The organism is Streptomyces sp. NPDC030820 (assembly GCF_055572075.1).
In genome coordinates this window covers 442,934-468,322 of sequence record NZ_JBVIEB010000003.1, presented here as the reverse complement: position 1 = coordinate 468,322, position 25,389 = coordinate 442,934, and the positions used below count along the sequence as shown (strand labels likewise).

Annotated in this window: 21 protein-coding genes, 2 pseudogenes and 1 riboswitch; of the genes and pseudogenes, 8 read left to right on the top strand and 15 right to left on the bottom strand. The window is 70.3% G+C overall.

Annotated features, from left to right (window positions below; genetic code table 11):
- Nucleotides 1–185: 185 nt before the first annotated feature.
- Both ACZ418_RS10535 and ACZ418_RS10530 read right to left on the bottom strand, forming a co-directional pair.
- Entirely contained in the window at nt 186–323 is a 138-nt protein-coding gene (locus ACZ418_RS10535) for a hypothetical protein (RefSeq protein ID WP_468360027.1), read from the bottom strand.
- Between the two features lie 13 nt (nt 324–336).
- On the bottom strand, nt 337–3,054 hold the full coding sequence (locus ACZ418_RS10530; RefSeq protein ID WP_468360787.1) for a SpoIIE family protein phosphatase: 2,718 nt from the start codon (nt 3,052–3,054) through the stop codon (nt 337–339).
- A gap of 382 nt (nt 3,055–3,436) precedes the next feature.
- On the opposite strand from ACZ418_RS10530, the gene ACZ418_RS10525 reads away from it, so the two are divergent.
- Nucleotides 3,437–4,342, top strand: coding sequence for an alpha/beta fold hydrolase (locus ACZ418_RS10525; protein WP_468360024.1), 906 nt, complete (start codon nt 3,437–3,439; stop codon nt 4,340–4,342).
- Between the two features lie 159 nt (nt 4,343–4,501).
- Here the strand turns inward: ACZ418_RS10525 and ACZ418_RS10520 are convergent, their stop codons facing one another.
- Nucleotides 4,502–4,837 carry a hypothetical protein gene (locus tag ACZ418_RS10520; RefSeq protein WP_468360021.1) on the bottom strand — a complete coding sequence of 112 codons (336 nt, stop codon included), beginning with the start codon at nt 4,835–4,837 and terminating at the stop codon, nt 4,502–4,504.
- A 195-nt stretch (nt 4,838–5,032) separates the two neighbouring features.
- Between ACZ418_RS10520 and ACZ418_RS10515 the strand changes: the two genes are divergently transcribed.
- Entirely contained in the window at nt 5,033–6,871 is a 1,839-nt protein-coding gene (locus ACZ418_RS10515) for a glycoside hydrolase family 15 protein (protein ID WP_468360018.1), read from the top strand.
- A 33-nt stretch (nt 6,872–6,904) separates the two neighbouring features.
- Here ACZ418_RS10515 and ACZ418_RS10510 read toward each other — a convergent pair whose 3' ends face one another.
- From ACZ418_RS10510 to ACZ418_RS10500, 3 genes are read right to left on the bottom strand one after another with little or no spacing between them, the layout of a single operon-like run.
- A complete protein-coding gene (locus tag ACZ418_RS10510; protein WP_468360015.1) occupies nt 6,905–7,945 on the bottom strand; it encodes a cytochrome d ubiquinol oxidase subunit II in 1,041 nt (346 codons plus the stop codon).
- Nucleotides 7,942–9,369 (bottom strand): cytochrome ubiquinol oxidase subunit I, encoded by a 1,428-nt coding sequence (locus ACZ418_RS10505; protein WP_468360013.1) that lies wholly within the window; start codon nt 9,367–9,369, stop codon nt 7,942–7,944. Before ACZ418_RS10505 ends, ACZ418_RS10510 begins: the two co-directional genes overlap by 4 nt.
- Nucleotides 9,370–9,405: 36 nt before the next feature.
- Nucleotides 9,406–10,245: an SDR family oxidoreductase gene (locus ACZ418_RS10500; RefSeq protein ID WP_468360010.1), complete on the bottom strand. Its 840-nt coding sequence runs from the start codon at nt 10,243–10,245 to the stop codon at nt 9,406–9,408.
- Between the two features lie 320 nt (nt 10,246–10,565).
- Here ACZ418_RS10500 and ACZ418_RS10495 point away from each other — a divergent pair, with 320 nt between their 5' ends.
- A complete protein-coding gene (locus tag ACZ418_RS10495) occupies nt 10,566–11,582 on the top strand; it encodes a LacI family DNA-binding transcriptional regulator (protein ID WP_468360007.1) in 1,017 nt (338 codons plus the stop codon).
- 107 nt (nt 11,583–11,689) lie between these two features.
- On the opposite strand, the gene ACZ418_RS10490 is transcribed toward ACZ418_RS10495, so the two are convergent.
- The 4 genes from ACZ418_RS10490 to ACZ418_RS10475 form a co-directional block, all read right to left on the bottom strand.
- Nucleotides 11,690–12,547 (bottom strand): carbohydrate ABC transporter permease, encoded by an 858-nt coding sequence (locus tag ACZ418_RS10490; RefSeq protein WP_468360005.1) that lies wholly within the window; start codon nt 12,545–12,547, stop codon nt 11,690–11,692.
- The gene (locus ACZ418_RS10485; protein ID WP_468360002.1) at nt 12,537–13,499 is read right to left on the bottom strand and encodes a carbohydrate ABC transporter permease; all 963 of its coding nucleotides are present in this window, start codon (nt 13,497–13,499) and stop codon (nt 12,537–12,539) included. Before ACZ418_RS10485 ends, ACZ418_RS10490 begins: the two co-directional genes overlap by 11 nt.
- Nucleotides 13,496–14,863 (bottom strand): ABC transporter substrate-binding protein, encoded by a 1,368-nt coding sequence (locus ACZ418_RS10480; protein ID WP_468359999.1) that lies wholly within the window; start codon nt 14,861–14,863, stop codon nt 13,496–13,498. The genes ACZ418_RS10485 and ACZ418_RS10480 overlap by 4 nt, the downstream gene beginning before the upstream one ends.
- 156 nt (nt 14,864–15,019) lie before the next feature.
- A complete protein-coding gene (locus ACZ418_RS10475) occupies nt 15,020–16,066 on the bottom strand; it encodes a glycoside hydrolase family 172 protein (protein WP_468359996.1) in 1,047 nt (348 codons plus the stop codon).
- 296 nt (nt 16,067–16,362) lie between these two features.
- On the opposite strand from ACZ418_RS10475, the gene ACZ418_RS10470 reads away from it, so the two are divergent.
- Both ACZ418_RS10470 and ACZ418_RS10465 read left to right on the top strand, forming a co-directional pair.
- The gene (locus ACZ418_RS10470) at nt 16,363–17,841 is read left to right on the top strand and encodes an FGGY-family carbohydrate kinase (protein ID WP_468359993.1); all 1,479 of its coding nucleotides are present in this window, start codon (nt 16,363–16,365) and stop codon (nt 17,839–17,841) included.
- 144 nt (nt 17,842–17,985) lie between these two features.
- Nucleotides 17,986–19,620, top strand: a complete 1,635-nt coding sequence (locus tag ACZ418_RS10465; protein ID WP_468359990.1) for a fucose isomerase — start codon at nt 17,986–17,988, stop codon at nt 19,618–19,620.
- A 315-nt stretch (nt 19,621–19,935) separates the two neighbouring features.
- Here ACZ418_RS10465 and ACZ418_RS10460 read toward each other — a convergent pair whose 3' ends face one another.
- Complete coding sequence (locus tag ACZ418_RS10460; protein ID WP_468359988.1) at nt 19,936–20,733, bottom strand: BPL-N domain-containing protein; 798 nt, start codon at nt 20,731–20,733, stop codon at nt 19,936–19,938.
- A gap of 137 nt (nt 20,734–20,870) precedes the next feature.
- Between ACZ418_RS10460 and ACZ418_RS10455 the strand changes: the two genes are divergently transcribed.
- Nucleotides 20,871–21,452 carry a histidine phosphatase family protein gene (locus ACZ418_RS10455; protein ID WP_468360784.1) on the top strand — a complete coding sequence of 194 codons (582 nt, stop codon included), beginning with the start codon at nt 20,871–20,873 and terminating at the stop codon, nt 21,450–21,452.
- A gap of 63 nt (nt 21,453–21,515) precedes the next feature.
- Here ACZ418_RS10455 and ACZ418_RS10450 read toward each other — a convergent pair whose 3' ends face one another.
- The 3 genes and pseudogenes from ACZ418_RS10450 to ACZ418_RS10440 form a co-directional block, all read right to left on the bottom strand.
- Nucleotides 21,516–22,268, bottom strand: a complete 753-nt coding sequence (locus tag ACZ418_RS10450; protein WP_468359985.1) for a CbtA family protein — start codon at nt 22,266–22,268, stop codon at nt 21,516–21,518.
- Nucleotides 22,269–22,289: 21 nt separating this feature from the next.
- Nucleotides 22,290–22,511, bottom strand: coding sequence for a CbtB domain-containing protein (locus tag ACZ418_RS10445; protein WP_191875862.1), 222 nt, complete (start codon nt 22,509–22,511; stop codon nt 22,290–22,292).
- 36 nt (nt 22,512–22,547) lie between these two features.
- Nucleotides 22,548–22,686, bottom strand: a riboswitch (cobalamin riboswitch).
- A gap of 73 nt (nt 22,687–22,759) precedes the next feature.
- A pseudogene (locus ACZ418_RS10440) lies at nt 22,760–23,126 on the bottom strand (hypothetical protein).
- Nucleotides 23,127–23,314: 188 nt separating this feature from the next.
- Between ACZ418_RS10440 and ACZ418_RS10435 the strand changes: the two are divergent.
- A complete protein-coding gene (locus tag ACZ418_RS10435; RefSeq protein WP_468359981.1) occupies nt 23,315–24,079 on the top strand; it encodes an alpha/beta hydrolase family protein in 765 nt (254 codons plus the stop codon).
- A 66-nt stretch (nt 24,080–24,145) separates the two neighbouring features.
- Nucleotides 24,146–24,250: pseudogene (locus tag ACZ418_RS10430) on the top strand (zinc-dependent alcohol dehydrogenase); the annotation flags it as partial.
- 85 nt (nt 24,251–24,335) lie between these two features.
- Here the strand turns inward: ACZ418_RS10430 and ACZ418_RS10425 are convergent.
- A complete protein-coding gene (locus ACZ418_RS10425; RefSeq protein WP_468359979.1) occupies nt 24,336–25,241 on the bottom strand; it encodes a S41 family peptidase in 906 nt (301 codons plus the stop codon).
- Nucleotides 25,242–25,389 lie beyond the last annotated feature (148 nt).

Sequence of the window (25,389 nt, the reverse complement as noted above, 5' to 3'; positions counted from 1 at the left end):
ACAGGAAGGGGAGGGTCACGCCCGGCCGGGACCGGACGCCGCGGCGTCACCACCGCAAGAGGCCGGTGGCGATGTCGTAGGCCCGGATGCCGCGCTCGCTCACCCCGATCACGAGGCCCGCTTCCCGGTCGGCGCAGATGGACCTCTGCAGAGCCCCGCGGCGAACGGCTCGCCCGCCACCACGGTCACATGCCGGTGCCCCAGCGCCAGGAAGTGCTGATGGCGGCCACCACCATGTACGACAGCTGCGGAAACAGGACCCCGACCAGGTTGTTCGCGATCCGCCCTGCAGCGCGGCTCCCGATGCCGGCGGCAGTACCCACACCCGCACGGGTGCTATGCCGACGGTCGCCTTCTGTCTCGTTCGGCGACGTCCGCCGTCGGTGCCGGGATCGCCTGTTCGGCCCAGATGATCTTGCCGGTGGACAGGTACCGGGTGCCCCACCGGGCCGCGAGCTGGGCGACCAGGAAGAGCCCTCGGCCGCCCTCGTCGGTAGTGGCCGCGTAGCGCAGGTGGGGCGAGGTGCTGCTGGTGTCCGAGACCTCACAGGTGAGATTGCGGTCGTAGAGCAGGCGCACCCGGATCGGCCCGGTGGCGTGGCGGATGGCGTTGGTGACCAGCTCGCTGAGGATGAGTTCGGTGGTGAACACCAGCTCGTCCAGCGTCCACTCCGACAGCAGGTGGTTGACCCTGGTCCGCACCTCGGCCACCGCGGCCGCATCGGAGGGCACCTCCCAGGCGGCGATCCGGTCCTCTGCCAGGGCGCGGGTCCGGGCGACGAGCAGGGCGACGTCGTCGCTGGAACGTGCGGGCAGCAACGCGTCCAGCACCGCGGTACAGGTCTCGTCCGGGGTGCGGCTCGCGTCGCCGAGGATCGCGCTCAGCCGCGCCAGGCTCTCGTCGACGTCGCGGTCGCGGGCCTTGATCAGCCCGTCGGTGTACAGCACGATCTGGCTGCCCTCGGGCAGCCGCAGCTGAGTGGTTTCGAACGGCAGCGCTGCCAGGCCCAGAGGCGGCCCGGCCGACACGTCCGGGAACTCCACGGTGCCGTCGGGGATCACTACTGCGGGAGGCGGGTGCGCGGCGCGCGCCATCGTGCAGGCCCGTGTGGTCGGGTCGTAGATCACGTACACGCAGGATGCGCCGGTGATCCCCGCCATGCCGTCGTCGGTCGCCTCCTCGTCGATCCGTGCGACGAGCTCGTCCAGATGCCACAGCAGTTCATCAGGAGGCAGGTCGAGTGCGGAGAAGTTGCGCACGGCCGTGCGCAGCCGCCCCATGGTGGCCGCCGCGTGCAGGCCGTGACCGACGACGTCACCCACCGCCAGTGCGACCCGCCCGCCCGGTAGCGGGATGACGTCGAACCAGTCGCCGCGCACGGACTGGGCCGGCAGATACCGGTGGGCGAGGTCGACGGCGTTCTGGTCGGGCATGGCGCGCGGCAGCAGGCTGCGCTGCAATGTGACAGCCATCGCGTGCTCGTGGGTGTACCGGCGGGCGTTGTCCACGGACACCGCGGCACGGGCCACCAGCTCCTCGGCCAGCGACAGATCGTCCTCGTCGAACGGCTCACGCTCCCGCATGCGCCAGAAGTAGGCCACGCCGAGCAGCATCCCCCGGGCGCGCAGCGGGGCCACGATGCGCGAGCGCAGGCCGGCTGCGAGGATGGCCTCCGCGCGCGCCGGTTCCTGGGCATGCCACGCCTGCGTCGCACTGAGATCGCGTTCCAGCACCGCCCGCTGGTGGCCGAACGCCCACGCTCGCGGTGTGGCGGGATCCAGCTCGAAGACCGCGTCGAGCTGCATGAAGGGATGCTCGTCGCGAATGCCGTGCACAGCCACCCGGTGCATCCGAACGCTGCCGTCGGGCGCCGGTTCCTCGCCATGCAGGACGCCCTCCACGAGATCGACCACGGCGAAGTCGGCGAAGTGCGGTATCCCGACGCTGGCAACTGCTCCGGCCGTACGTTTCACGTCGAGTGAGGTCCCCATGGACCCGCTGGCGTCGTACAGCAGCTGCAGGCGCCTGCGCGCCGCCTCGGCCTTCTCCGAGAGCAGCCGGAGTTCAGTGGAGTCCCGCAGCGTGGCCACGCTCCCCGGAGGGCCGCCATCGCGCCCCGTCGGCCAGCAGTTGACCACCAGCAACCGCTCCCCGACGGTGAGCACCTCGTCGCTGACAACGCGTCCCGGGGCCAGCAGCTCGGCCGCCGCTCGCTCGAGCCCGAGTTCGTCCAAGGGGCGCCCCTCGACATCCCCCGTGAGACCGAGCAGCCGCCGCGCCTCGTCGTTGACCACCGTGATCCGGCCTCGCGGGTCGAGGCCGACCACGCCCTCCCTGATGCCGTGCAGCGTGGCCTCCCGGTCCTGGAACAGACCCGCAATCTCCTCCAGCTCCAGTCCGAACGTGCTCCGCTTGAGTCGGGCGGCCAGCAGGAAGGCGGCGGCGGCTCCGACCGCCAGGGCAGTCCCGGCATAGATGCCGAAGGCGGGCAGCTCACGCACCAGCTCGCCGGCCGCCTGTGCCTCCGGAATGCCGGCCGAGACCTCTCCCACCAGACGGCGGCCGTTACCCGGCGCATACAGCGGCACTATCCCATTGGCCGAGCGGCCCGTCGCGCCCATGTTGATCCTGGTGTGCGACTTTCCGTCCCGGGCCACGAACGGATCGGAGACCCTCTGGCCGATCAAGGCAGGAATGGGATGCGAATGACGGACACGGTGCAGGTCGATCACCACGACGTAGGAGGCACCGGAGTCAGCGGCGATGCGCTGGGTCACGCTTTGCACGACGCTCGTGCGCGTCGGCGGCGCTCCGGCAGCCATCGCGCTGCGAATCTGCGGATTGCCGGCCGCGATCCGCGCGATCGACACTGCCCGCTGCTCGTACAGGGCGTCCAGCCGGGCGCGCTGGGTGAGTGCGACCAATGCGAAACCGACAGCGCTCGTCACCGCGAGGATCAACAGGAGGGCGAGGAGAATCCGCTGCGAGAGCTTGCGTCTGCGGCCATCCGGCCGCCGTCCCCGCCCGGGCCACCAGACCACCAACGTCCACATCCCTCCGGCGACGGAGAAAGGACATATAGACAATTGTCGCGCTTTCCCTTGAGAAGAGCCGACTCGTTCGCACGGTGCGACCGACCTGACCTTTTACGCTCCCGTACGCCCGGCACTCCCCTACACCGGGCGGAGTAGTCACGACGGCTCCCCCCGCAGGATGTCCGTGGGTGCGCCATGGGCGATGCTGTGGGCTGTGACAGCTGATCTTCGCCGAGTCGGAGCCGAACCCGGGGATGGCGACGGGGACGGGGGCGCCCGTCCGGCATCCGCTCCGCCGTCGCTCCCTGCCGAGCGCGCGCACCGGCCACGCCGCTCCCGGCTGCGGCGGTGGCTTCGGCGTGCCGCGCTGGGCTGTACCGTCGTGCTGACCGTCGTCACAGTGGCTTCGTTCGTCTACAACGGCGTCACGGCCGGGCGTGCCGCGCCGCCGCGGGGGCTCAGGTACGTGCAGGCCGCCGACATCCGCACGCGTTACCAGACCTGGGGTACGGCGGGCCCACCGGTGGTCCTGGTGCACGGCGCCTTCGAAACCGTGGACACCTGGTCGCGCCTTGCCCCGTTGCTCGCCCGCGACCACCGGGTGTACGCGCTCGACCTGACGGGCGACGGTTACAGCGAGCGCCACGGCCCGTACACCGTCGACCATTTCACCCGGCAGCTCCTGGGCTTCCTGGACGCCATGCACCTCGGCGGTCCGGGCGAGCGCCCGCTGCTGGTGGGGCACTCCAGCGGAGCCGCCGTGGTCACCGAGGCGGCGCTCAGGGCCCCGGGCCGGCTGGGGGGTGTGATGCTCCTCGACGGCGACGCCCTCGACACGGGTGCCGGGCCGCCGCCGGCCTTCAAGTACGTGCTGATCGACCCGTACCGCACCAGCCTGCTGCGGCTCGGACTCGGCATCGACGGGCTGATCCGCAGCTTGTACGACGCACAGTGCGGGCCTTCCTGTCCGCGCCTGGACGCCGCCGGTGTGGATCAGTGGCGGCGCCCGCTCCGGGTGCCGGGCGCGGAGAGCGCGCTCTGGAGCATGCTGGCCGCCGGTGTGCCGGGGCTGCCCGCGGACCAGGTGGCTCGGCTCGCCGGGGTGCGCGTGCCCAAGTCGGTGGTGTTCGGTGCCGAGGACGACGTGTTCTCCCGGCAGACGCCCGAGGAGACCGCCCGGCGCATCGGCGCACCGCCCGCGACGCTCATCCCGGGCGCCCGGCACCTGACGATGATCTCCAGCCCCGAGGCGGTCGCGGCCGCCGTGGACAGACTCACAGCGGCATCGGTCGCGGCTTCTCGGTGACCACGCCGGTGATCCGGCTCATGACGCACCCGAGCACCGCCGAACTTGGCTATGCCGAGCAGGAATTGGGGACTGGTGCCGAACTCGACACACGGTCACGGATGTGGCGCTGGACCCGGCCGGCCGTCCTGCCAGTGCCGCTGACGTGGTGACAGGCCGTCATCCGGGGGCGAAGGAGAAGCTGTGCCAGAGGCCGGTGGCCCTGACAACCCGGTCCGACGCCCCGATGTCCAGGTAGTCGCTCTGTCCACCCGGCGGCACGGTGCAGTCCGGTGTCGAGTACAGCAGCAGGCTGCTCTGTGTCTGATTGTTGACGTGAGTCACACCCTCGGGGAAACGGTGACATCGGTGGATCGGCGGGTTGGAGACGGTCTCCACGATCCTGATGCCGTTCCGCGCCACGATCTGACCGGACGCCTGGTCCTGGCAGGCGGTGAGCGCAATACCGAGCAGCGTGATGCCGGTGAGCGCGGCCAACAACCGTGAAGGGGGCATCGAGCGCCTCCTGAGGTGCGGGGAGCTGCCGGGGATCTCGTCCTTTCATCACTATCCGCCAGATGCGACGCAGTCGCACGGTGAGGGAGCCGTGTCCGGGGCCCCGTACCGGCCCCGTGGCCGGAGCAGGACCCCCGGCTTACGCTGATCGAGGGGGCCCATCCGGGTGAATCGCACACCGAAAGGGGCGCCCCGATGGACGACTACCCGCTGATCGAGAACCACGGCCTGATCGGCGATCTGCAGACCGCCGCGCTGGTGACCACCGAGGGAGTGGTCGACTGGTTCTGCTCCCCGCGTTTCGACTCTCCGAGTGTGTTCGGGGCGCTTCTGGACAAGGAGAAGGGCGGGCACTGCACGGTACGGCCGGCGCATCTGACCCATGCGACCAGGCAGTTGTACCTTCCGGACACGGCGATCCTGGTGACCCGGTTCATGACCGAGGCGGGCGCCGGTGAGGTGCTCGACTTCATGCCCGTGACCGGTACGACGGTCACCTCCCGGCACCGGCTGGTCCGGCTGGTCCGCTGTGTGCGCGGCAGCATGACGTTCGAGGTGGAGATCGCCCCGCGGTTCGACTACGGGCGCACGGCCCACGCGTTGCACATCACCCCGCACGGAGCGGTCTTCGCCGCGGAGGACGGTACGGAACTCACCGTGCACCCGATCCGCGAACCGGAGGACGAGCGGCTCGTGGACGTGCTCACGGACCGGGACGCCGACCTGCACCTCTCGCTGACCCTGCAGGCCGGCCAGCAGCGCGGGCTGGTTCTGGAGATGGGCGCCGAGGGGCCGCCCGCGGAGATACGCCGTGACGAACACCAGCGGCTCTTCGACGAGACAGTGGCGTTCTGGCGCTCCTGGCTGGCGCAGTCGCGCTACACCGGGCGCTGGCGGGAGGTGGTGGAGCGTTCCGCGATCACGCTGAAGCTCATGACCTTCGCCCCCAGCGGGGCCGTGGTGGCCGCCCCGACTGCGGCTCTCCCGGAACAACTGGGCGGCGAACGCAACTGGGACTACCGCTTCACCTGGATCCGTGACGCCTCCTTCTCCGTGTACGCCCTGCTGGGACTGGGCTTCACGGAGGAGGCCCGGGCGTTCATCATCTGGCTGAGCGACCGGGTCAAGGAACGGATCGGGAGCGACGGGAACACGGGCCCGCTCAACATCATGTACAAGGTCGACGGCTCCTCCGACCTGAACGAGCAGATCCTCGACCACTGGGAGGGCTATGGGCGTTCCGCGCCGGTGCGGATCGGCAACGGCGCCGCGACGCAGCTCCAGTTGGACATCTACGGCGAGGCCCTGGACAGCATCTACTTCGCGCACCGGCACGGCTTCCAGGTCGGGCACGGGGGATGGACCTCGATGCGGGCGGACCTGGACTGGTTGGCCGACCACTGGGACCAGGCGGAGGAGGGCATCTGGGAGACCCGCGGCGGTCGCCAGGACTTCACCTACGGCCGTGTCATGTCGTGGCTGGCGTTCGACCGCGCCCTGCGACTGGCCGAGGCGAAGGGGTGGCCGGCGGCGTCCGGGCGCTGGCGCACCGAGCGGGACGCCATCTACGAGCAGGTCATGGCGAAGGGGTGGAGCGAGGATCGGCAGGCCTTCGTCCAGCACTACGGCAGTGGCGTGCTGGACTCCTCGCTGCTGCGCATGGCGACGGTCGGGTTCCTCACCCCGGAGGATCCGATGTGGGCATCCACCCTGGACGCCATGGAGCAGGAACTGGTCAGCGACAGCCTGGTCTACCGCTACAACCCCGACGCCTCGCCCGACGGCCTGCGCGGCTCCGAGGGCACCTTCTCGCTGTGCACGTTCATGTACGTCGACGCCCTGGCGCGCGCGGGGCGGACCGACCGGGCGAGGCTGGTGTTCGAGAAGATGATGGGGTACGCCAACCATCTCGGGCTGTACTCCGAGGAGATCGACCCGACGGGCCGTCAGCTCGGCAATTTCCCCCAGGCGTTCACGCATCTCGCCCTCATCGACTCGGCCCTCACCCTGAACGCGGCGCTCGACCGGCGGTAGTGCGCAATCGGAAGCGGGCGGCCCGGCATGAGGTCAGACCTCGTCGGCTGCGGCATCGGCGCGCAGGTCGGCGTCGGTGAGGCCCTCCAGCTCGCCATGGGTGTCCAGCCAGTACAGCAGGGCGACCGCGGGGATGACGAGCACGATGGCGACGAGGGTGACGAACGCCAGCCAGCGCAGTGCGGTGTGCGCGCCCGCGCCCTCGGCGACGGTCAGCGAGGTCGGGACGAGATAGGGGCGCTGCGCCATGCCCCAGGCGATGACGGCCGACGCGACCACGCCGACCGCCGTGACCCGGGACCACGCCGCGGAGGGGCGGGTCAGCGACCCTGCGGTGGCGAGGGTGGCCAGCACGGACACGGCGACGAAGAAGAGCCCCACGCCGTGGGTGAGCCCGTGCCACACATGCGGCGCGTCGCCGTGGGTGACGAACAGGGTGATGACGGCGAGCACGGCGACGGCGGCGAGCGCGGCGAGGGCCCGCCGGCGGAAGTACCGGTCCAGGTCCTCCGCGGCGAAGCGCCGGGCGTCCGCGGCGAGGAAGACCGCGCCGAGCGTCGCCGTGGCCGCGACGGCGAGCAGACCGAACAGCAGGGACGTCGGATTGGCCCAGACGTCGGTCGACGCCGTCGCCGTCGCGGTCACCCGGCCCGAGGCCACTCCCCCGGCCGCGGCACCGAGGAAGAACGGCGTCAGCAGTGAGGCGACGGCGAAGACCGCGCCGTACAGGCGCCGGCCGGCCGGCCGCCGGACCGGCTTGCGCAGGGCGAAGCCGGCGCCGCGCAGCACGATGCCTACGGCGGCCAGCGCCAGGGGCAGCCACATCGTGGTGAACACCCGCTGGAAGAGGACGGGGAAACCCGTCCACATGATGACCAGCACGAAGATCAGCCAGACGTTGTTGACCTCCCAGACGGGCTCCATCGCGTGGTCGATCAGCCGGCGCGGGCGCTTGCCGCGCTCCGCTCCGCCCGCGGTCAGGTCCCAGAAGCCGGCTCCGTAGTCCGTGCCTCCACCGCAGGCGTAGGCGGCGATCGCGAGCAGCAGGACGACGGCGACGACCCCGGCGATCACAGTCGGCTCCGGGCGGGGCGCGGCCCGTACGGCGTGTCCGTCTCCGGCGTCTCCTCCGGTGGCCGCGGTCCGCCCGGCCGGTCGGCGAGCCGCCATCGGGCGCGCATCTTCAGCAGCACCACGAGGAACGACCCGAAGACGAAGACGTACACGAGGACGACCAGACCGAACATGATCCACAGACTGGTGGAGCGCGTGGCCGTCACCGCTTCGGCGACCCGCATGTTCTGGTACACGATCCACGGCTGGCGGCCCACCTCGGTGGTGATCCAGCCGCACTCGACGGCGACGACGGAGGCGAGGCCGGCCACGGCCGCGCACCGGAAGAACCAGGGGCTCGCGGGCATCCGGCCGCGCAGCAGCCACATCGCCGCGTACCAGAGGGCGAGCAGCACCAGCAGGGAGCCGATCCCGGCCATGATGTCGAAGGCCCAGTGGGCGATGGTGGCCTGAGCGGCCGTCGGCCGGTCGGTGGCGGACACGGAGGTCAGCCCGGTCACCTTGGTGTACGCGTGGAATCCGGCGAGGATGGAGTCGAGCTGCGGGATTCGGATGCCGCCGGAGATGCTGCCGTCCGGACGCAGCCGGCCGAAGAGGTACTCCGGCTGGTGTGTGTCGGTCTTCCAGACGATCTCCATGGCGGCGAACTTCACCGGCTGTCTGTGGAAGACCTGACGGGCGATGGAGTCGCCGAGCACGAACTGCACGGGGGTGCACACGGCGGCGAGCGTGAAGGGGATCGTGAACCCCAGCCGGTGGTAGCGGTCCCGGCGGCCGCGCAGCCATCCGACGGCGTAGACACCGGCCACGACATAGCCCGCCGTCACGAACATCGCCATGACGAAGTGCCAGTACTGCGGGCCGAACATGGGGGTGAAGACCGCCTTCCAGATCTTCACGTCGACCGGGTTGCCGGCGGCGTCCAGGGTGAAGCCCCGCGGGGTGTTCATCCACGAGTTCGCGGCCAGGATGCCGAAGGCGCCGAGCAGGGCCACGAGGGGCAGGGGAAGTCCGAGCAGGAAGTGGGTGCGGGAGGGAAGCCTGCGCCAGCCGTAGAGGTAGATGGCGATGAGGACGGCCTCCAGGAAGAACGCCCAGGCCTCGACGCCGAACCCGATGCCGAAGACATCGCCCCACCGGCCCATCATGCCCGGCCACAGCAGCCCGAACTCGAAGGACAGCACGGTGCCGGTGACGACACCGATCGCGAACTGGACCGCCATGACGGCCGACCACCGGCGTGCCAGCAGCAGGGCGGCGGCGTCGTCACGGCGCAGACCGTAGCCGTGCACGATGAGCGTGATCAGCGGCAGCGCCACGCCGAGGGGCACCAGGACGATGTGCGAGGCCAGGGTGAAGGCCATCATCGACCTGGCCGGCAACAGGTGCGCCGACGCGTCCGCCGGCAGCAGGACCGTGTGCATGTGAGGCGTCTCCGGAGGCCGACACGGGTGGGTGGGTCAGCCGCCGGTGGCGAAGCCCGGGAAGAGTGTCATCCCGCCGTCGACGTACAGGGTGGTGCCGACGACGTAGTCCATCAGGTCGGACGCGAGGCCGACGACGGCGTGGGCGATGTCCTCGGGGTCGCCGATCCGCTTGTAGGGGATCAGCCGCATGAGGTCCTGCTCCGCCTCCGGCGTCTCCCAGGCGCCGCGGTTGATGGGGGTCTTGATGGCTCCGGGGGCGACCGCGTTCACCCGGATCCGCTTCGGGGCGAGTTCCTGGGCCAGGGTCGCCATCATCATCTGCACACCGCCCTTGGACGACGCGTAGTTGACGTGACCGGTCCAGGGGATGATCTGGTGGACCGAGCTCATGCAGATGATCTTCCCGGCGGAACACGACACTTCGGGGACGACCCCGCGGCGCAGGAACTCCTTGGTCGCCTCGCGGGCACACAGGAACTGCCCGGTGAGATTGACGTCCAGGACCTTCTGCCACTGGGCGAGTGTCATCTCCGTGACCGGTGCGTCGCGCTGCAGTCCCGCGTTGGCGACCAGGATGTCGATCGTGCCGAACTCCCGGACCATCCGGTCCATCATGGCGACGACCTGCTGCTCGTCGGACACGTCCGCCTCGTGGGCGGCCGCGCGGACCCCGTATCCGGTGATCTCCTCGACCACCTTCTCGGCGTCCTCGCGGCCGGCCACGTAGTTCACCACGACATCGGCACCCGCCCGGCCCAGGGCGACGGCCGTCGCCCTGCCGATTCCGGAGTTCGCGCCGGTCACCAGTGCCTTCTGCCCACGCAGCAGCTGGGCGGGGATCACGCCCTGGGGTGCGCCCTCGGTGGAACTCACGATGTCCTGCTCCTCCACTGCGTGCCCATGCCCGCCAGGTCCGTCGCCCGGAGGTCCAGGCATCACCGAAGCACTGCGGAGGGGCGGCGGCATCCCGGGGCGGACCGCCTTGCGCTGCCCGGCTGAGCATCTTCGCCCGGTCGGCTCCATGCGCCGTGGCGGGTCAGCCCGGCCGCTCCGGCAAGTGGTCGCCCACGCGAAGGGCGCTCGCGATGGCCGTCAGGATCCCCGTCTGCCCTGTCCTGGGCCCATTCGGGGTGAAAACCTTTTCACGCGCAGGTAGGGTGGTTCTACACACGGCTGAAAGGATGCGCACTCAGGTGGTGACGATCCATGACGTGGCGCGAGCCGCCGGGGTGTCCCCGGCGACGGTCTCGCGTGTCTTCAACGGCGGCAAGGTCACGCCGGAACGCGCGCTGTCCGTGCAGCAGGCCGCCGCGGCTCTCGGCTTCGCGCCGAACCGGGTGGCCCGGTCGCTGCGCAAGCAGCGCTCCAGCGTGATCGCCCTGATCATCCCGGACATCGAGAACCCCTTCTTCACCTCGCTCGCCCGCGGGGTCGAGGACGCCGCACAGCGCACCAGCCTCTCGGTCGTCCTGTGCAACTCCGACGAGGACACCGACAAGGAGCGCCGCTACCTCGAGGTCGCCCTCGGCGAGCAGATGGCCGGGGTGATCGTGGCCGCGGCCTCGCAGGACGAGACGGACCTGGCGCCGCTGATCGCCCGGGGCGTGCCGGTGGTCGCCGTGGACCGGCGGCCGCACGCGGCCGAGGTGGACGCCGTACAGGTGGACAACCAGCACGGCGGTGAGGTTGCCACCCGCCATCTGCTGCAGGCCGGTTACCGCCGCATCGCCTGCATCACCGGACCCCGGGGCGCCTCCACCTCCGAGGAGCGCCTCGCCGGATACCGCATGGCGCTGTACTCCGCGGGCGACGCCGCCCAGACCGGCGACGCCTACGTACGGCACGCCGACTTCCGGGTCGAGGGCGGCCGGGCCGCGATGCGCGAGCTGCTGGCGCTGCCCGAGCCACCGGACGCCGTGTTCGTCGCCAACAACCTCATGACGATCGGTGTCCTGGACGCGTTGCGCGAGGTCGGAACCACTCCCCCGGCCATCGGTGTGCTGTCCTTCGGCGACGTGCCGTGGGCGTCGCTGCTGCGGCCGTCCCTGACCGCGGTGGAGCTGCCCTCGTACGAGCTGGGCCGTACCGCTGCCGATCTGCTGCTGCAGCGGATCGAGGGCAAGCCGTCGCCCGGGGGCAAGCCGTCGCCGCTGCAGACCGTGGTGCTGCGCACCAAGCTCCAGGTGCGGGAGAGCACCGCCGGACCCTGAGCCGGCCGGGCATGCGAAGGGCGCGGTACCGGTCAGCTGACCGGTACCGCGCCCTTGTTCGTGGGCCCTGCGCCGCCGCACGCCCGGGCCCACGGCAGGGTCCGGAGCTACTTCAGCCCGGACGTCTTGATCGACTCCACGATCTGCCGCTGGAAGACGAAGAACAGCACCAGCATGGGCAGCGCCGCGACGGTGGCCGCCGCCAGGATGTAGTTCCAGTTGGAGGTGTACTGCGTCTGGAACGAGGCGATGCCGAGCTGGACCACCGTCAGGGACTGGTCGTTGGTGGCGACCAGCGGCCAGACGAAGGCGTTCCAGTTGGCGAGGAAGAAGAAGATCGCCAGGGCCGACAGGATGGGCCGGGACATCGGCAGGACGATGTTCCAGTACACCCGCCAGTGGCCACAGCCGTCGACGATGGCCGCCTCCTCCAGTTCCTTGGGCAGCCCCAGGTAGAACTGGCGCAGCAGGAAGATGCCGAAGGCGTTGAAGATGGCCGGGATGATCAGGCCGGCGTAGCTGTTGAGCAGGCCCAGCTCGCGGGCCACCAGGAACAGCGGGATCAGCACGACCGGGGCCGTGACCAGCAGGGTGGCGAAGATCGCACCGAAGAGCTTCTCCCGGCCCGGGAAGCGCAGCCGGGCGAGCGCGTAGGCGGCCATGGAGTGGAAGAACAGCGCCACGATGGTGATCACCGCGGAGATGAAGAAGCTGTTCCAGAGATAGCGGCCGAAGGGGACCTCGGTGAAGACGTAGACGAAGTTGTCGAAGGTGAGGTCCTTGGGGATCAGGTTGCCGTCGGTGACGGTGGCCCGGGTCTTGAAGGACGACGTGACCATCCACAGCACCGGGAAGATGCTGATCAGCGACAGGACCACGGCCAGGGCCGTCAGTCCGGCGCGTGAGGAGAGCGGCCGGCGTCCACCCTCCCGGCCCGCCCGGGTCGTCAGGGTCTCACTCGCCATCGTCGAACCTCCCGCCTCTCGTGAACTTGAAGATCACGGCGGAGATCACGACCATGATCAGCACCAGGAACGAGCCCATGGCCGCCGCGTAGCCGAACTCGCCGAACCCGAAGGCCTGCTGGTAGATGTAGAAGATCGCCAGGGACGTGCCGTTGGCGGGGCCGCCGTTGGTCAGGACGAAGATCAGGTCGAGGCCTCCGGTGATGGCGGCGACCGTCGACATCAGCAGGACGAAGAAGCTGGTGGGGCGCAGCAGCGGCCAGGTGATGGTGCGGAAGGTGGTCCACGGTCCCGCGCCGTCCAGCTTCGCGGCCTCGTAGAACTCCTTGGGGATCTCCTGGAGCCCGGCCAGGAAGATGATCATGTAGTAGCCCATCATCACCCAGACCATGACCGCGATGACGCAGCCGAGGGCCAGGCCGGGGCTGCCGAGCCAGGACTCGCCGCCGAAGCCGGCCGCCCGCATGGCCTGGTTGACCACGCCCGTCTGCTCGTCGAGCAGGAACTTCCACAGCACGCCGACCACCACGAGGCTGAGCACGTACGGCAGGAAGAGCGCGGTGCGGTAGACGCCGACGCCGGGCAGCTTCTGCTTCACCAGCAGGCCCAGGCCGAGGCTCACACAGAACAGGACGGGGACGAGGATCACGACGTACTCGCCGGTGATCTTCATCGAGTCCCAGAACAGCGGATCGTGCATCATCCGCTGGTAGTTGCCGAGCCCGATCCACTTGTACGAGCCGAAGCCGCTGACCTGGAAGAAGCTCAGGGCGATGGAGAGCACCATCGGGATCGCGACGAAGACGAGGAGGCCCAGCACGTCGGGCGCGAGGAAGAGGCCCGCGGCCAGCCATTCGCGGTGCTTGCGGCTGAGTCTCGGTGTGTCCGCGGAGGCGGGTGCCTGCGCCGGGGCCGCGGCCCGCCGGCGCTGTTCTGCGGCGACGCTGCTCATATCAGGCTCGCCCCCTTGTAGCTCTTGGTGTACGCAGCGATGGACTGGGCGGCTCTTGCCGCCTCACCGGCCACCCCGCGGCCGGCGAGCATGGTGCCCTGGATGGCGTCGGAGATCGCCTTGTAGACGACCGGGGGGTAGCGCGGCTCGGCGCGTCCGCCGGGGAAGATCTCGTCCTTGAACTTCTTCATGATCTCGGAGTCGTAGCCGCCCTTGGCGGCACCCCGCTCCAGGGCGCTGGCGCGGGGCGCCACGTCGGACTTGGCGCCGACGCACCAGTCGACCATCCGGTTGATCGAGTCGTCCTTCATGGACCCGAGCGCCCAGACGCAGAACTCGGCCGCGGCGTCGGGGTTGCGGCCCTGAGCGTTGGCGCAGAAGGACCAGCCGCCGAGCGTGGTGACGTACTTGCCGCCCGGCGGGACGGGCAGCTTGAAGACGCCGTAGCGGTACTTGGGCGCGAACGCCTTGAAGCTGGAGACGTTCCAGATGCCCTGCTGCCACATGGCGACGTTGCCGCCCTTGAAGCCGCCGATCACATCGCCTGCGGCGGGCACGGTGCGCGGGGCGATGCCGTGGCGTACGGCGTCCTGCCACAGCCCGAGGGCCTGGCGGGTGGCCTTGGAGTCGAAGACCACCTTGCCCTGGTGGTCCAGGACGTCGCCGCCGCCCTGCCACATCCACGGGTACCAGGTGAAGTTCTGGTAGTAGCCGGGGTTGGTCTCGAAGACGAGGCCCGCCCGGGTCTTCGTACGCAGTTTGTCGCCGATGTCCAGCATCCGGTCCCAGGTGGTGGGGATGTCGGCCTCGGACAGGCCGGCCTTCTCCCACACGTCCTGGGCGTAGAACATGGCCAGCGGCTCGATCTCCATGGGGAGTGCGTAGACCTTGCCGTCGACCTTGCGGCTGTCGAGTGCGGAGCCGTAGTCGTCGATGGCGGCCTTGTCCATGTGCGGGGTGAGGTCCGCGAGGACACCGCCGTTGTAGTAGCGCAGGAAGTCGCCGGGGGACATCAGGAAGATGTCCGGGCCCTCGCCGGTGGCGAAGGCGGAGGGGAGCTTGAAACCGTTGAGGTACGTCTGTATCGGCAGGTAGACGAGGTCGATCTGTACCTTGTGGGTGCGGTTCCACGCGGCGACCATGTCCACGAACCACTTGGACTGGGCGTTGATCGCGGGGTCGGGCGAGCGCTGGGGGCCGTAGAAGTTCCAGAACTGGAGGTTGCCCCCCTTCGCCTGTGCCGTGCCGCAACCGGTGAGCAGGGCCGGGGAGGCGAGGGCCGCGCCGGTGCCCGCCGCCGCCGTGAGGAAACGCCGGCGTGACGTGGTGGCCGGGCGCCCGGCTTCGTTGCCGTGCTGGAGCATGCGTGCGCTCCTGTCGGAGTGGGATGGGGCTGGAAACTTGGGGTGGGACGGGCGTGGGGGGCTTCTGGTCGAAGGGACGGGGTCGGGCTTACTGGGCGTGGGACGGGGTCGGGCTACTGGGGGACGGGGGTGCGGGCTTGCGGTGGGAGAAGCGGCTCAGTCGACTTCGAGGGTCAGCAGGTCCGGTGTGGCCGGACGGGAGGCCGAACTCGGGGCGTCCAGGTAGAAGAGCGAGGTGCTGGCGATGTCGTCGCTGGTGTGCCGGTAGCGGTGCGGCAGACCGTTGCCCTGGCCGGGGCCGATGCCGAGGCTCTGCACGGTGACGCGCAGGTCCTGGGAGAAGCGGACGGGGTCGAGGACGTGCCAGCGGTACATCCCGAACCGCTGCTGGCTGCGGTAGAGCCCGTCGGGGCGCAGGATCTGGTTCAGGCCCAGGTAGGGGGTGGTGTAGGCGGTGTAGCCCTGCCCGGGGACGTCGAAGTTCCAGGCGCCGCCGAAGTAGTCCTCGGTGCCGGTGCCGCAGATCGTCGGGAACTCCTCGTCGCCGTCGAGGTAGAACTTGAACTCGCCCTCGCCCCACCAGCCGGGGCTGTTGACGCCCCAGGCGAGGTAGGTGCCCACATAGCTGCCGGCGCCGGTGACCCCGTCGAGCAGCGTGTGCACCTCGCCGTACGGCACCGGGTGGCTGCGCCGCCACTGCGCGTGGAAGTAGGAGGCGTCCTCGCCGACCTCGTCCAGTTCGTAGTCGACCTGGTAGTAGAGGGTGACCTTCTCGGCGGTCAGGTTCTCCAGGGTGATGCGCGCGCGGCGGCGGAACGGCATGGGCCAGTACGCGTTGAAACCGCCGTTGGGGTTGGCGGCGACGGGCACGGACGAGACCTGGCTGAAGGTGTTCCAGCCGTTGCAGAAGAAGTCACCGAGCGGGACCTCGACGGCCGGGCTCTCCTCGCCCTCCCAGTACATCCGCAGCAGGGTGCCCCGCCAGGCCGTGTGCGGGTCGGTGGTGCACCACAGGTGCCGGATGGTGCCCGGTCCCTCGATGTCGGCGAGCACCGCGGTCTCGCCGGCGGCGATGTCGATGCTCGGGGAGATCTTCCAGCCCGGCCCCAGCCTGCTCGCTGCGACCGCGCCGGTGCCCTCGGTGGCCCGGCCGCCGCCGGACTTGGCACCATCGAAGTTCTCGGCGCTGATGGAACGGCTCACGGCACGGCTCCTGCGGGAGATGCCGTCGAGTCCAAACGTCGTCATCGTGTTCTGTGCCTTCACGGTCTTCATGGGTGGGGTGCGGGGCGGGCCCGGAACCGGGCCACGCACCTTGTGAAATCCATTTCAGCGAAAAGTAGGGCCGACGTCAGGGGGTGTCAAGGGGTGAGACGCCCCTGCACTTCATCGGCCGCACCATGCCCGTACTGAGCTGTTTGCGCGGCCGTGTTCGGCGACGAGGTCGGACTCCGCGCGGCCCCTTGACGCTGAAATCGATTTCTGCAAGCGTGCTCGTCATGCCTCGCAACGCAGTCATCGGTGTGGACATCGGCACATCGAGCAGCAAGGGCGTCCTCGTCGGCCTCGACGGCACCCTGATCCGCTCGGCCGTGCGGGAGCACACCCCCTCAAGGCCGGGTCCCGGCCGCTTCGAGATGGACGCCTCCATGTGGTGGCGCGAGTTCACCGACATCGCCCGCGAGCTGACCGGCCGGGGCGACACCAACGTGCTCGCGGTCGGGGTCAGCGGCATGGGCCCCTGTGTCCTGCTCACCGACGAGCACGACACGCCGGTGCGCCCCGCGATCCTCTACGGCGTCGACACCCGATCGGTCCGTCAGATCGGCCGCATCGAGGAGCAGCTGGGCGCCGAGGAGATCATCCGCCGGTGCGGTTCCGCGCTCACCACCCAGGCCGCCGGGCCGAAGATCGCCTGGGTCGCCGAGGAGGAGCCCGAGCTCTACGCCCGCGCCCGCCGTCTGTACATGCCCAGCTCGTGGCTGGTCCGCAAGCTCACCGGGACCTATGTGCTGGACCACCACTCGGCCAGCCAGTGCACCCCGCTGTACGACACGCTCACGGGCGAGTGGTACGGCCCCTGGGCCGCCGAGGTGGCCCCCGGCATCGAGCTGCCGCCGCTGCGCTGGTCGGGCGAGGCGGCCGGCACCGTCACCGCCGAGGCCGCCGAAGCGACGGGCCTGCCGGCCGGGATCCCCGTCACCACCGGCACCATCGACGCCTGGGCCGAGGCCCTCAGCGTCGGTGCGCAGCGCACCGGTGATCTGATGCTCATGTACGGCACGACCATGTTCCTGATCCACACCGTGCCCAAGCCGCTCACCAGCCCGTCGCTGTGGGGCACGGTCGGTGCCCTGCCCGGCACCCGCAACCTGGCCGGCGGCATGGCCACCTCCGGCGCGGTCACCAACTGGCTGCGCGATCTGTTCGCCGATGGCGACCACGCCGAACTGACCCGCCTGGCCACCGAGTCGGGGCCCGGCGCGGGCGGGCTGCTGATGCTGCCGTACTTCTCCGGCGAACGCACTCCGATCATGGATCCGGACGCCCGCGGGGTGATCGCCGGACTCACCCTCTCCCACACCCGCGGCGACCTGTACCGGGCCGCGCTGGAGGCCACCGGATTCGGGGTCCGCCACAACATCGAGGTCATCGAGGAGGCGGGCGGCGACATCCGCCGCGTGGTCGCCGTCGGCGGCGGCACCCAGGGCGCCCTGTGGACCCAGATCGTCTCCGACATCACCGGCCGGCCGCAGGAGCTGCGCAGCACGACGATCGGCGCGAGCTACGGCGGTGCCCTGCTCGCGGCGCAGCTCGTCGGGGACGCCGACATCGACCGCTGGAACCCGGTGCAGCGGACGGTGACGCCGCGCGTGGAGCACCGGAGCCGTTACGACGGGCTGTACGAGCTCTACCGGCGGCTGTACCGGGAGACTTCGGCGACCGTGCATGCCCTGGCGCCGCTCCAGGAGCGCTGAGCCCGGCCTCGACCAGGCAAGGGGCTCCGCCCCTTGGACCCAGCCAGCGGGCTCCGCCCCCTGGACCCCCGACCTGTGCCCACCCACCATCCGACTCGGTCGACTGGAGGGTGGCCGTCATACGCACACCCCAACGGAGATCGCATGACCGCATACACCCTGCCCGTCCCCAGCCGACCGGCGACCGCCGAACCCAACACCGTCTACACCGTGGCCAGCGGTGACCTGCGCCCCGCCGCCAACGTCACCTGCTGGCCGACCCAGGAGAAGCTGGAGAAGGACCTCGCCGCGGCGCTGACCGACCTCGGACGGCAGGTGCGCCGCGCTCACGCCTTCGACGCGGCCAAGGGACACGGCTTCATCGACAGCCAGCGCGCCGGCATCGAGGTGTTCAAGACCCTGCCGAAGGACGCGCCGCTGATCGTCGTGGAGGGCGTGTGGCAGTACAGTCACCACGTGCTGGCCGGGCTGCGCGACCATCAGGGCCCGATCCTGGTCGTGGCCAACTGGAGCGGTGAATTCCCCGGCCTGGTGGGCCTGTTGAACCTGGCCGGCAGCCTCACCAAGGCCGGGCGCGAGTACTCCGTGCTGTGGAGCCCGGACTTCACCGACGACTGGGCCCGCGACGGCCTGCGCACCTGGCTGGAGACCGGCACCCTCACCCACGACGCCAGCCATGTCCGGCCGTTGCCGCCCCTGCCCGAGGACCCCGAGACCGAACTCGGCGTGGCCCTGGCCCGGCAGCTGCGTGAGGAGAAGGCGATCATCGGCGTCTTCGACGAGGGCTGCATGGGCATGTACAACGCCATCATCGACGACGAGTTCCTCAACCCGCTCGGCATCTACAAGGAGCGGCTGTCGCAGAGCGCCCTGGTCGCCGAGATGAACAAGGTCTCCGACGAGGAGGCGCAGGCGGTCCGCGCCTGGCTCGACCACGCCGGCATGCGGTTCCACACCGGTACGGACGAGGCCACCGAGCTCACCGACGCCCAGCTGCTCAGCCAGTTCAAGATGTACATAGCCGCGCTGCGCATCGCCGACGACTTCGGGCTCGACGCGGTCGGCATCCAGTACCAGCAGGGCCTGAAGGACACCGTCCCGGCCAGCGACCTCGCCGAGGGTCTGCTCAACAACGTCCAGCGCCCGCCGGTGTTCAGCCGTGACGGTGCCCGCGAGCTCTACGCCGGCGCGCCGCTGCCGCACTTCAACGAGGTGGACGAGGGTGTCGCCGTCGACTCCCTGGTCACCAACCGCGTCTGGACGGCGATGGGCCTCGACCCGGCCACCACGCTGCACGACATCCGCTGGGGCGAGGAGTACGACGGCCGGTTCGTGTGGGTCTTCGAGATCTCCGGCTCGGTGCCCGCCTCCCACAACGGCGGCTACGACAAGTCGTACAGCATGCGGCAGCCCCCGATGTACTTCCCGCTCGGCGGCGGCACGCTCAGCGGGGTCTCCAAGCCGGGCGAGGTCGTCTGGTCGCGGGTGTTCCTGATGGACGGCCGGCTGCATGTCGACCTCGGCCGTGCCACGGCGATCGAGCTGCCGGAGGAGGAGACCCGGCGCCGCCTCGAGGCCACCACCCCGCAGTGGCCGATCATGCACGCGGTGCTGCACGGGGTCAGCCGCGACCAGTTCATGGCCCGTCACCGCGCCAACCACCTGAACGTGGCCTACGCCCCCGACGCGGAGACGGCCGACAAGGCGCTGCGTGCCAAGGCCGCCCTCTTCGCCGAGCTGGGCGTCGAGGTCCACCTGTGCGGAGACGTGCCGCTGTAGCCGAACCGGCGGGCGGCCGCCCACCCGACGTGCCCGCCCGCACCAAAACTTCGCGGTGTTCCGCCCGGCCCCCCGTACGGGCGGAGCACCGCGAACCAACACCTGAACGACCGAGCAAGCCAACCAGAAAGCCCACGACACGGCCGCCCACCCGACATACCCACCCCCACCAAGACTTCGCGGTGTTCCGCCCGGCCCCCCGTACGGGCGGAGCACCGCGAACCAACACCTGAACGACCGAGCAAACCAACCAGGAAGCCCCACGATTCCGAGGCACCGGCACCTGCCCGGCAGGAGGGCGCGACGCGTGGACCGCTACAGCCCCTTGACGGTCTCCTCGATGAGGTCGTGGCCGAGATCGAACCGCACGCCGTCGGGATTCCTCAGCCCCGCGTCGGTGTACCAGGAGGCATCCGCCTCGGGGTGCGGCCCGACCACTCCGACCCGCCCCTTGCCGTACGGCGCGACGACGGCGGCAGCCGTGCCGTTGTCGTACCTGGCGAGTACGGACACATCCGCACCGTCGGCCGGCCGGAAGTACGGCCCGTCCTGGAAGTACATATGGCGCCGCTTGCCCTTCCAGGTCACCGGCACGACCGTGTCCTTCGCGTCATGGACCGAGGCGCGCGGTGAGGTGATGTACTCGTCCGTGTCGCCGGGCAGCAGGCCGAATCCCGGATCCCTCCCGGCCAGATAGCCGCCCATGCAGAATCCGAGGTAGCGGCCGCCCGCCCGCGTCCAGTCGCGGATCGCCCCGGCGGCGCCCCTCAGCTTGGCCCAGGTGCCGTCGAGATCGTCGTTGCCGCCGGGCTGTGCGTAGACGTCGGCGTCCGCCAGACCGGCCGCGGTCAGGGGGACGTCCTCGTCGGGGCCGACGTAGGCGACCGTGAACGGACGCGGGGCCTTCTTCAGCAGCGCGGCGACCGCCTCGGCACATCCGTCGCAGGCCGCGGGCCCTCGGTAGACCAACGCCAGCAGCGGCTCGGCCGCCCGCGGGGAGGAACCCGTCCCCGCGCAGGCGGTGGCCGTCCCGGTGAGCAGGGCCGCGGCCGTGGCCGGAAGGACCCGGCCGAGCAGCCGGCGCCGGTCGAGGGAGGGAACGGGAGGTATCACGTGCCGCCGCCTGTTCTTCCGGGGGAACCGAGCCACCCATGATCGCCAGTGCGCGTGGTGCGCCGCAAATCCCCGGCTGACCCGGTCGTCAGCGGGATGTTGTGCGTCGTTCGCCGATGCTGGTACCTCTGGACCACGTGACCAGCCGAGTCCTTCTCCTCTCCCCCGCCATGAGCGCATCGCTGCGGCAGGCCCGCTTCGACGACGGCGGCTCGATCGACGGCAGCGGAGCGGCACGTGCCCGTTCGGCAGCCGGAGCCCTGCCCCCCGCGGTCCGTGTCCTCACCTCCCCCGGCGTGCGCTGCCGGGAGACGGCCGCGGCACTGGGCCTCGACGCCGTGCCGGTACCGGAGTTGGCCGGTCTCGATGTGGGCCGCTGGCGCGGGCGCACCCTGGAGGAGGTGGGGGCCGCCGAGCCGGAGGCGGTGGGCCGCTGGCTCTCCGACCCCGAGTGCGCACCGCACGGGGGTGAATCCGTGCGGGATCTGTGTCGGCGGGTCGCGCGGTGGCTGGCCGACGCACAGGACCTGACGGGTCGTACGCTCGCCGTGGTCGAGCCGGAGGTGGTGCGGGCAGCCGTCGTCGACGCACTCGGTGTGCCCGCGGCGGTCTTCTGGCGCCTCGACGTGCCGCCGCTGACCGTAACGGAGCTCAGCGGCCGGGCCGGGCGCTGGAATCTGCGACTGGGATGTCCGCCTGCCGCGCCGGAGGCCGATTAGGCGGGGAGAACGGCACAGGGCCCGACGGACGGTTCCGTCGGGCCCTGTGCCGTGCGCGAGGAGTCAGTGCGCGGCCGGAACCGCTCGCCGGTTGGCGGCCGTCGCCGGCTTGGGGTTCAGCAGCCGTTCGGCCAACTCACCGAAGACCAGGCCGAATCCGGCCCACAGAGCGGTCTGGATCGCCAGTGCCGAGAGCCGGAACCGCCACAGCAGGGTGGCCGGGAAGCCCTTGGGTACCTCGTTGACGACGGGCAGGAACTGGTACGCCAGACCGATCACGACGGTGAACGCGACCACCGCGGCCACCGTCGCCCACCAGGTGCCCAGGCGCGGCGCGAGCCGCCTGCCCAGGATGGTGGCGGCGACCGCCAGCAGGACGCTGAGCAGCATCATCAGGAAGTACAGGGTGGTCCGCTTGCCGATGGTGTCGGGGTTGCCGACCGACGGCGGGTTGGCCGGGTACTTCAGGAACGGCACGACGTACACGGCGAGCAGCGCGCAGCCCGACAGCAGCAGTGCCGTGGCGCGCGGTCCGAAGCGGCCCACGCGGCCGAGGGCGAAGCTGAAGGCGAGCGCGGCGATGCCGCCGAAGGCGACCCCGTAGACGAGGACACCGGTGGCGAGGCCGGCGGTCGACTGCAGGGAGCGGGAGACGGCCTCCATCTCGTGCTCGTGGGAGTGGGCCTGCTCGAAGCTGATCGCCTTGTCGACGTTCGGCTCACCGAGCACGTAGGCCACGACCAGGGCGAGCACGCCGGCCGCGAGGCCGGCGAGCATGCCCCGGACGAGAAGGTTCCGTACGGTTGCGGAGTTCATGGGCGCGCGGTGTTCGTCGCGTCAGTGGCAGGGGAAGCCCAGCAGGTGGCGGGCGTCGTGCACCCATTCGTGGACGTCCGTGCCGTTGAACACGGAGGTGGCGCCCTGCTCGGCGCCGACGAAGTAGAGCAGGACCAGCATGAGGATGCCGAAGAAGACCGCCCAGGGAGCAATCGCCTTCAGCGGCAGCTTGGCGGGAACGACGGGGGTGGTGGCTGTCGGCTGGGCGACGGTCTGCGCCATGGCAGGGCCTCCTCTGGGAGTTCGCGTCCCATCTCGGTGGTGCACAGGACGACGACCACGGGTCTGACTCACGAGCCCGCTGGGGGTCCCGCATACAGTGGCGCGACCGTGCCGGATTCCCACCGGCTTCCGTTTCGCCGTCATCGATATCGGACCGACCGTACCGCGTGACGCGCGCATGGCCAAGACCGCCTCCCGCCCAAGTGATCTTCCTCTCCCACCAGGCGGGACGGTACGAGACCCGTGGGTCAGCGGGAATCCGTGCGGCGGCGGGGTGGGGTGAAGGTGTACAGGTCGAGGATGTCCGGCACGGCAGCCACGCCGGGGCCGCCGGAGCGGACCCGGGTGACGATGTCCTCGGTCGCGTCGGGGTCGTTGACGAGCCCGAGCCAGACCGGCCGCGCACCGGGGGGCCCGGCCCGTGGCGGACGGCTGTACGACGATGACGTTGGCCTGGTCGCACACGCCGAGGCAGTCGGAGATGCGCACCGGCACCTCCGCGCGCAGACGCGCGGTCTGAGCCGCGTGATCGATCCCGGTCACCTTGGGACTGCCGCGGCAGCAGTCCCGGCACACGACGACCCGGCACGGTGCCGCACCGCTTCCCGCCACCAGGAAAAGGGGTTGGGCGGGCTGATCATCGATCTGGTAGCTTGCAGTTGACCGTGATCAAGGCCGAGGAGGTGAGACCCATGAACGCTGTATTCGTGTGGGTGCTCCCCCTCGTCGTCACGGTCGGGCGATTGACGTAGGTGTCGCCGGGAGCGCCTCGACAACAAGGCACTCCCGAAAGGCAACACGCCATGAAATCTTTGCAGTTCATCGCCGAGTCGTCCGTCAACGGCATGATCGAACGCGAGTTCACCGTGGGCGAGGTCCCCGGTGTCCTCTGGTCCCCCGCATCCGGCGCACACCGTGCGCCCCTGGTCCTGATGGGCCACGGCGGCGGCAACCACAAGAAGCATCCGGCGATGGCCGGTCGTGCACAACTCCTGGTGAACGGCTGCGGCTTCCACGTCGCGTGCATCGACGCGCCCGGTCACGGCGACCGGCCGCGCACGGCACACGACGAGCAGGAGATCGCCGAGCTGTTCCGGGCGAGGGCGGCGGGCGAGCCGGAAGGACCGATCGTCGTCCGCTACAACGCCCACCTGGCGGAGCTCGCCGTGCCCGAGTGGCAGGCGACCCTGGACGCCCTCCAGGAACTTCCGGAAATCGGCGCCGACGGGCCGGTCGGCTACTTCGGCATCAACATGGGCACAGCGATAGGCGTGCCGTTGGCGGCGATCGAACCCCGGATCACGGCCGCGGTCTTCGGTCAGCACTGGCCCGATGTCCTGGCGGAGAAGGCGAAGCAGATCACCATCCCGATCGAGTACGACATGCAGTGGGACGACGAACACATCCCGCGCGAGGCCGGTCTCGCGCTGTTCGACGCCTTCGCCTCGAAGGAGAAGACCCTGCACGCCAACGCGGGCAAGCACAAGGAGCTCCCCCGGTTCGAGGCCGCCAGCGCGGTCCGGTTCTTCGCCCGGCATCTCCGCCGAGCGGCCACCGCGCCGGCCTGACCCCGGGTCGTGGCTGTGCATCAATGCGCGACCGCGAGCCCTCAGACCGGGCGGGCGACCGCGTCGGTGGACCCCGCCCGTGTCGTCTCCCACGTCCTCGACTGGGAGCAACTCCCCGAGGCCCTGCCCGAGAAACACCTCAAGCCCGTCTTCGTCCGCGCCGACGGCTGAGCACGTCCCGACTACCCCTGTCCCTTGTCATCCAGTCAAGGCGTTTGAGGAGGCCGCGTGCGTGCTGTCGGTGAGCTGGACTGGGTCAGCCTGCCAGTCGGGCGAGGGCCAGCGCGTGCGCGTGGTCGAGGGCGTCAGCAGCGGCGCATGGGATGTCCGGCTGCACACCGGTGCCCTCCCAGTTCGTGCTGGAGACGGGGTTGATGGCGCGGCCAACGGGGACGGTGGTTTCCAGGTGTGGGTGCACGGTCCAGCCCTTGCACGGATGCGCGCCGCCGCGGGTGCGCTCACCGACGACCACGGCGCGGCCGAGCTGCTGGAGGTCGTACGCCAGCTCCTCAGCGGCAGAGAAGGTGCTGTCGCTGGACAGCACATACAACGGCTTGCTGCCGCCGAAGCGCGCGCCAGGAACGTGCGGCAGGCTCCAGGACTGCTCGCTGCGGTCGCCGCCGTGCCAGTACATGGTGTTGAGGTGGGTGCGTTCGTCGAGCAGGTAGCTGCAGACGAAGGCGACCGTGTCCGGGTCGCCGCCCCGGTTGGAGCGAAGGTCCACGATCAGCGCCTGGGCGCGGGAGGCCAGGGTGAGCGCGGCGCTCAGCGGTTCGGCGGCCCACTCCAGCGGAAACAGCATCGGTGCCAGCTCCACCACGGCGACCCCACCGCCGAGCAACTCCACCCGGGGCGCACCGCCCAGCGAGGTGTCGAAGTCCCGGCGCATGGCGTCCCGGGTGGCCGCCCCCTGCTTCGGGGACACCGGGTCGGCGTGGTGCTTCAGTCTCAGGTGTCGGTCGCCGTTGACGGACTGCAGGTCCGCGGTGACCAGACGGGCGAGCTCCTCGGCAGCGTCGACGTCATAGGCCCCCTCGGCGAGGCGTCGTTGCAGCAGGCCGGCGAGTTGCTCGGCTATCTCGGGGAAAACGTAGTGCTCGGTCAGCAGCCGGGCTGTCTCGTCGACGACAGGAGCAGGCTGAAGCTTCGTCAGAGTCGTCATGGCAGGGAGTAGAGCACAGCGCTTGCGAAAGCATCAAAGGGTTTGGACGGCTTGCGGCGCAGCTCGACGCGAAGAAGGGCAACGTGGCCCACCACCTCGCGTCTACAGATCAGCGCGCTGCACGCGACTGTCTTCGATGTCGAAGGAC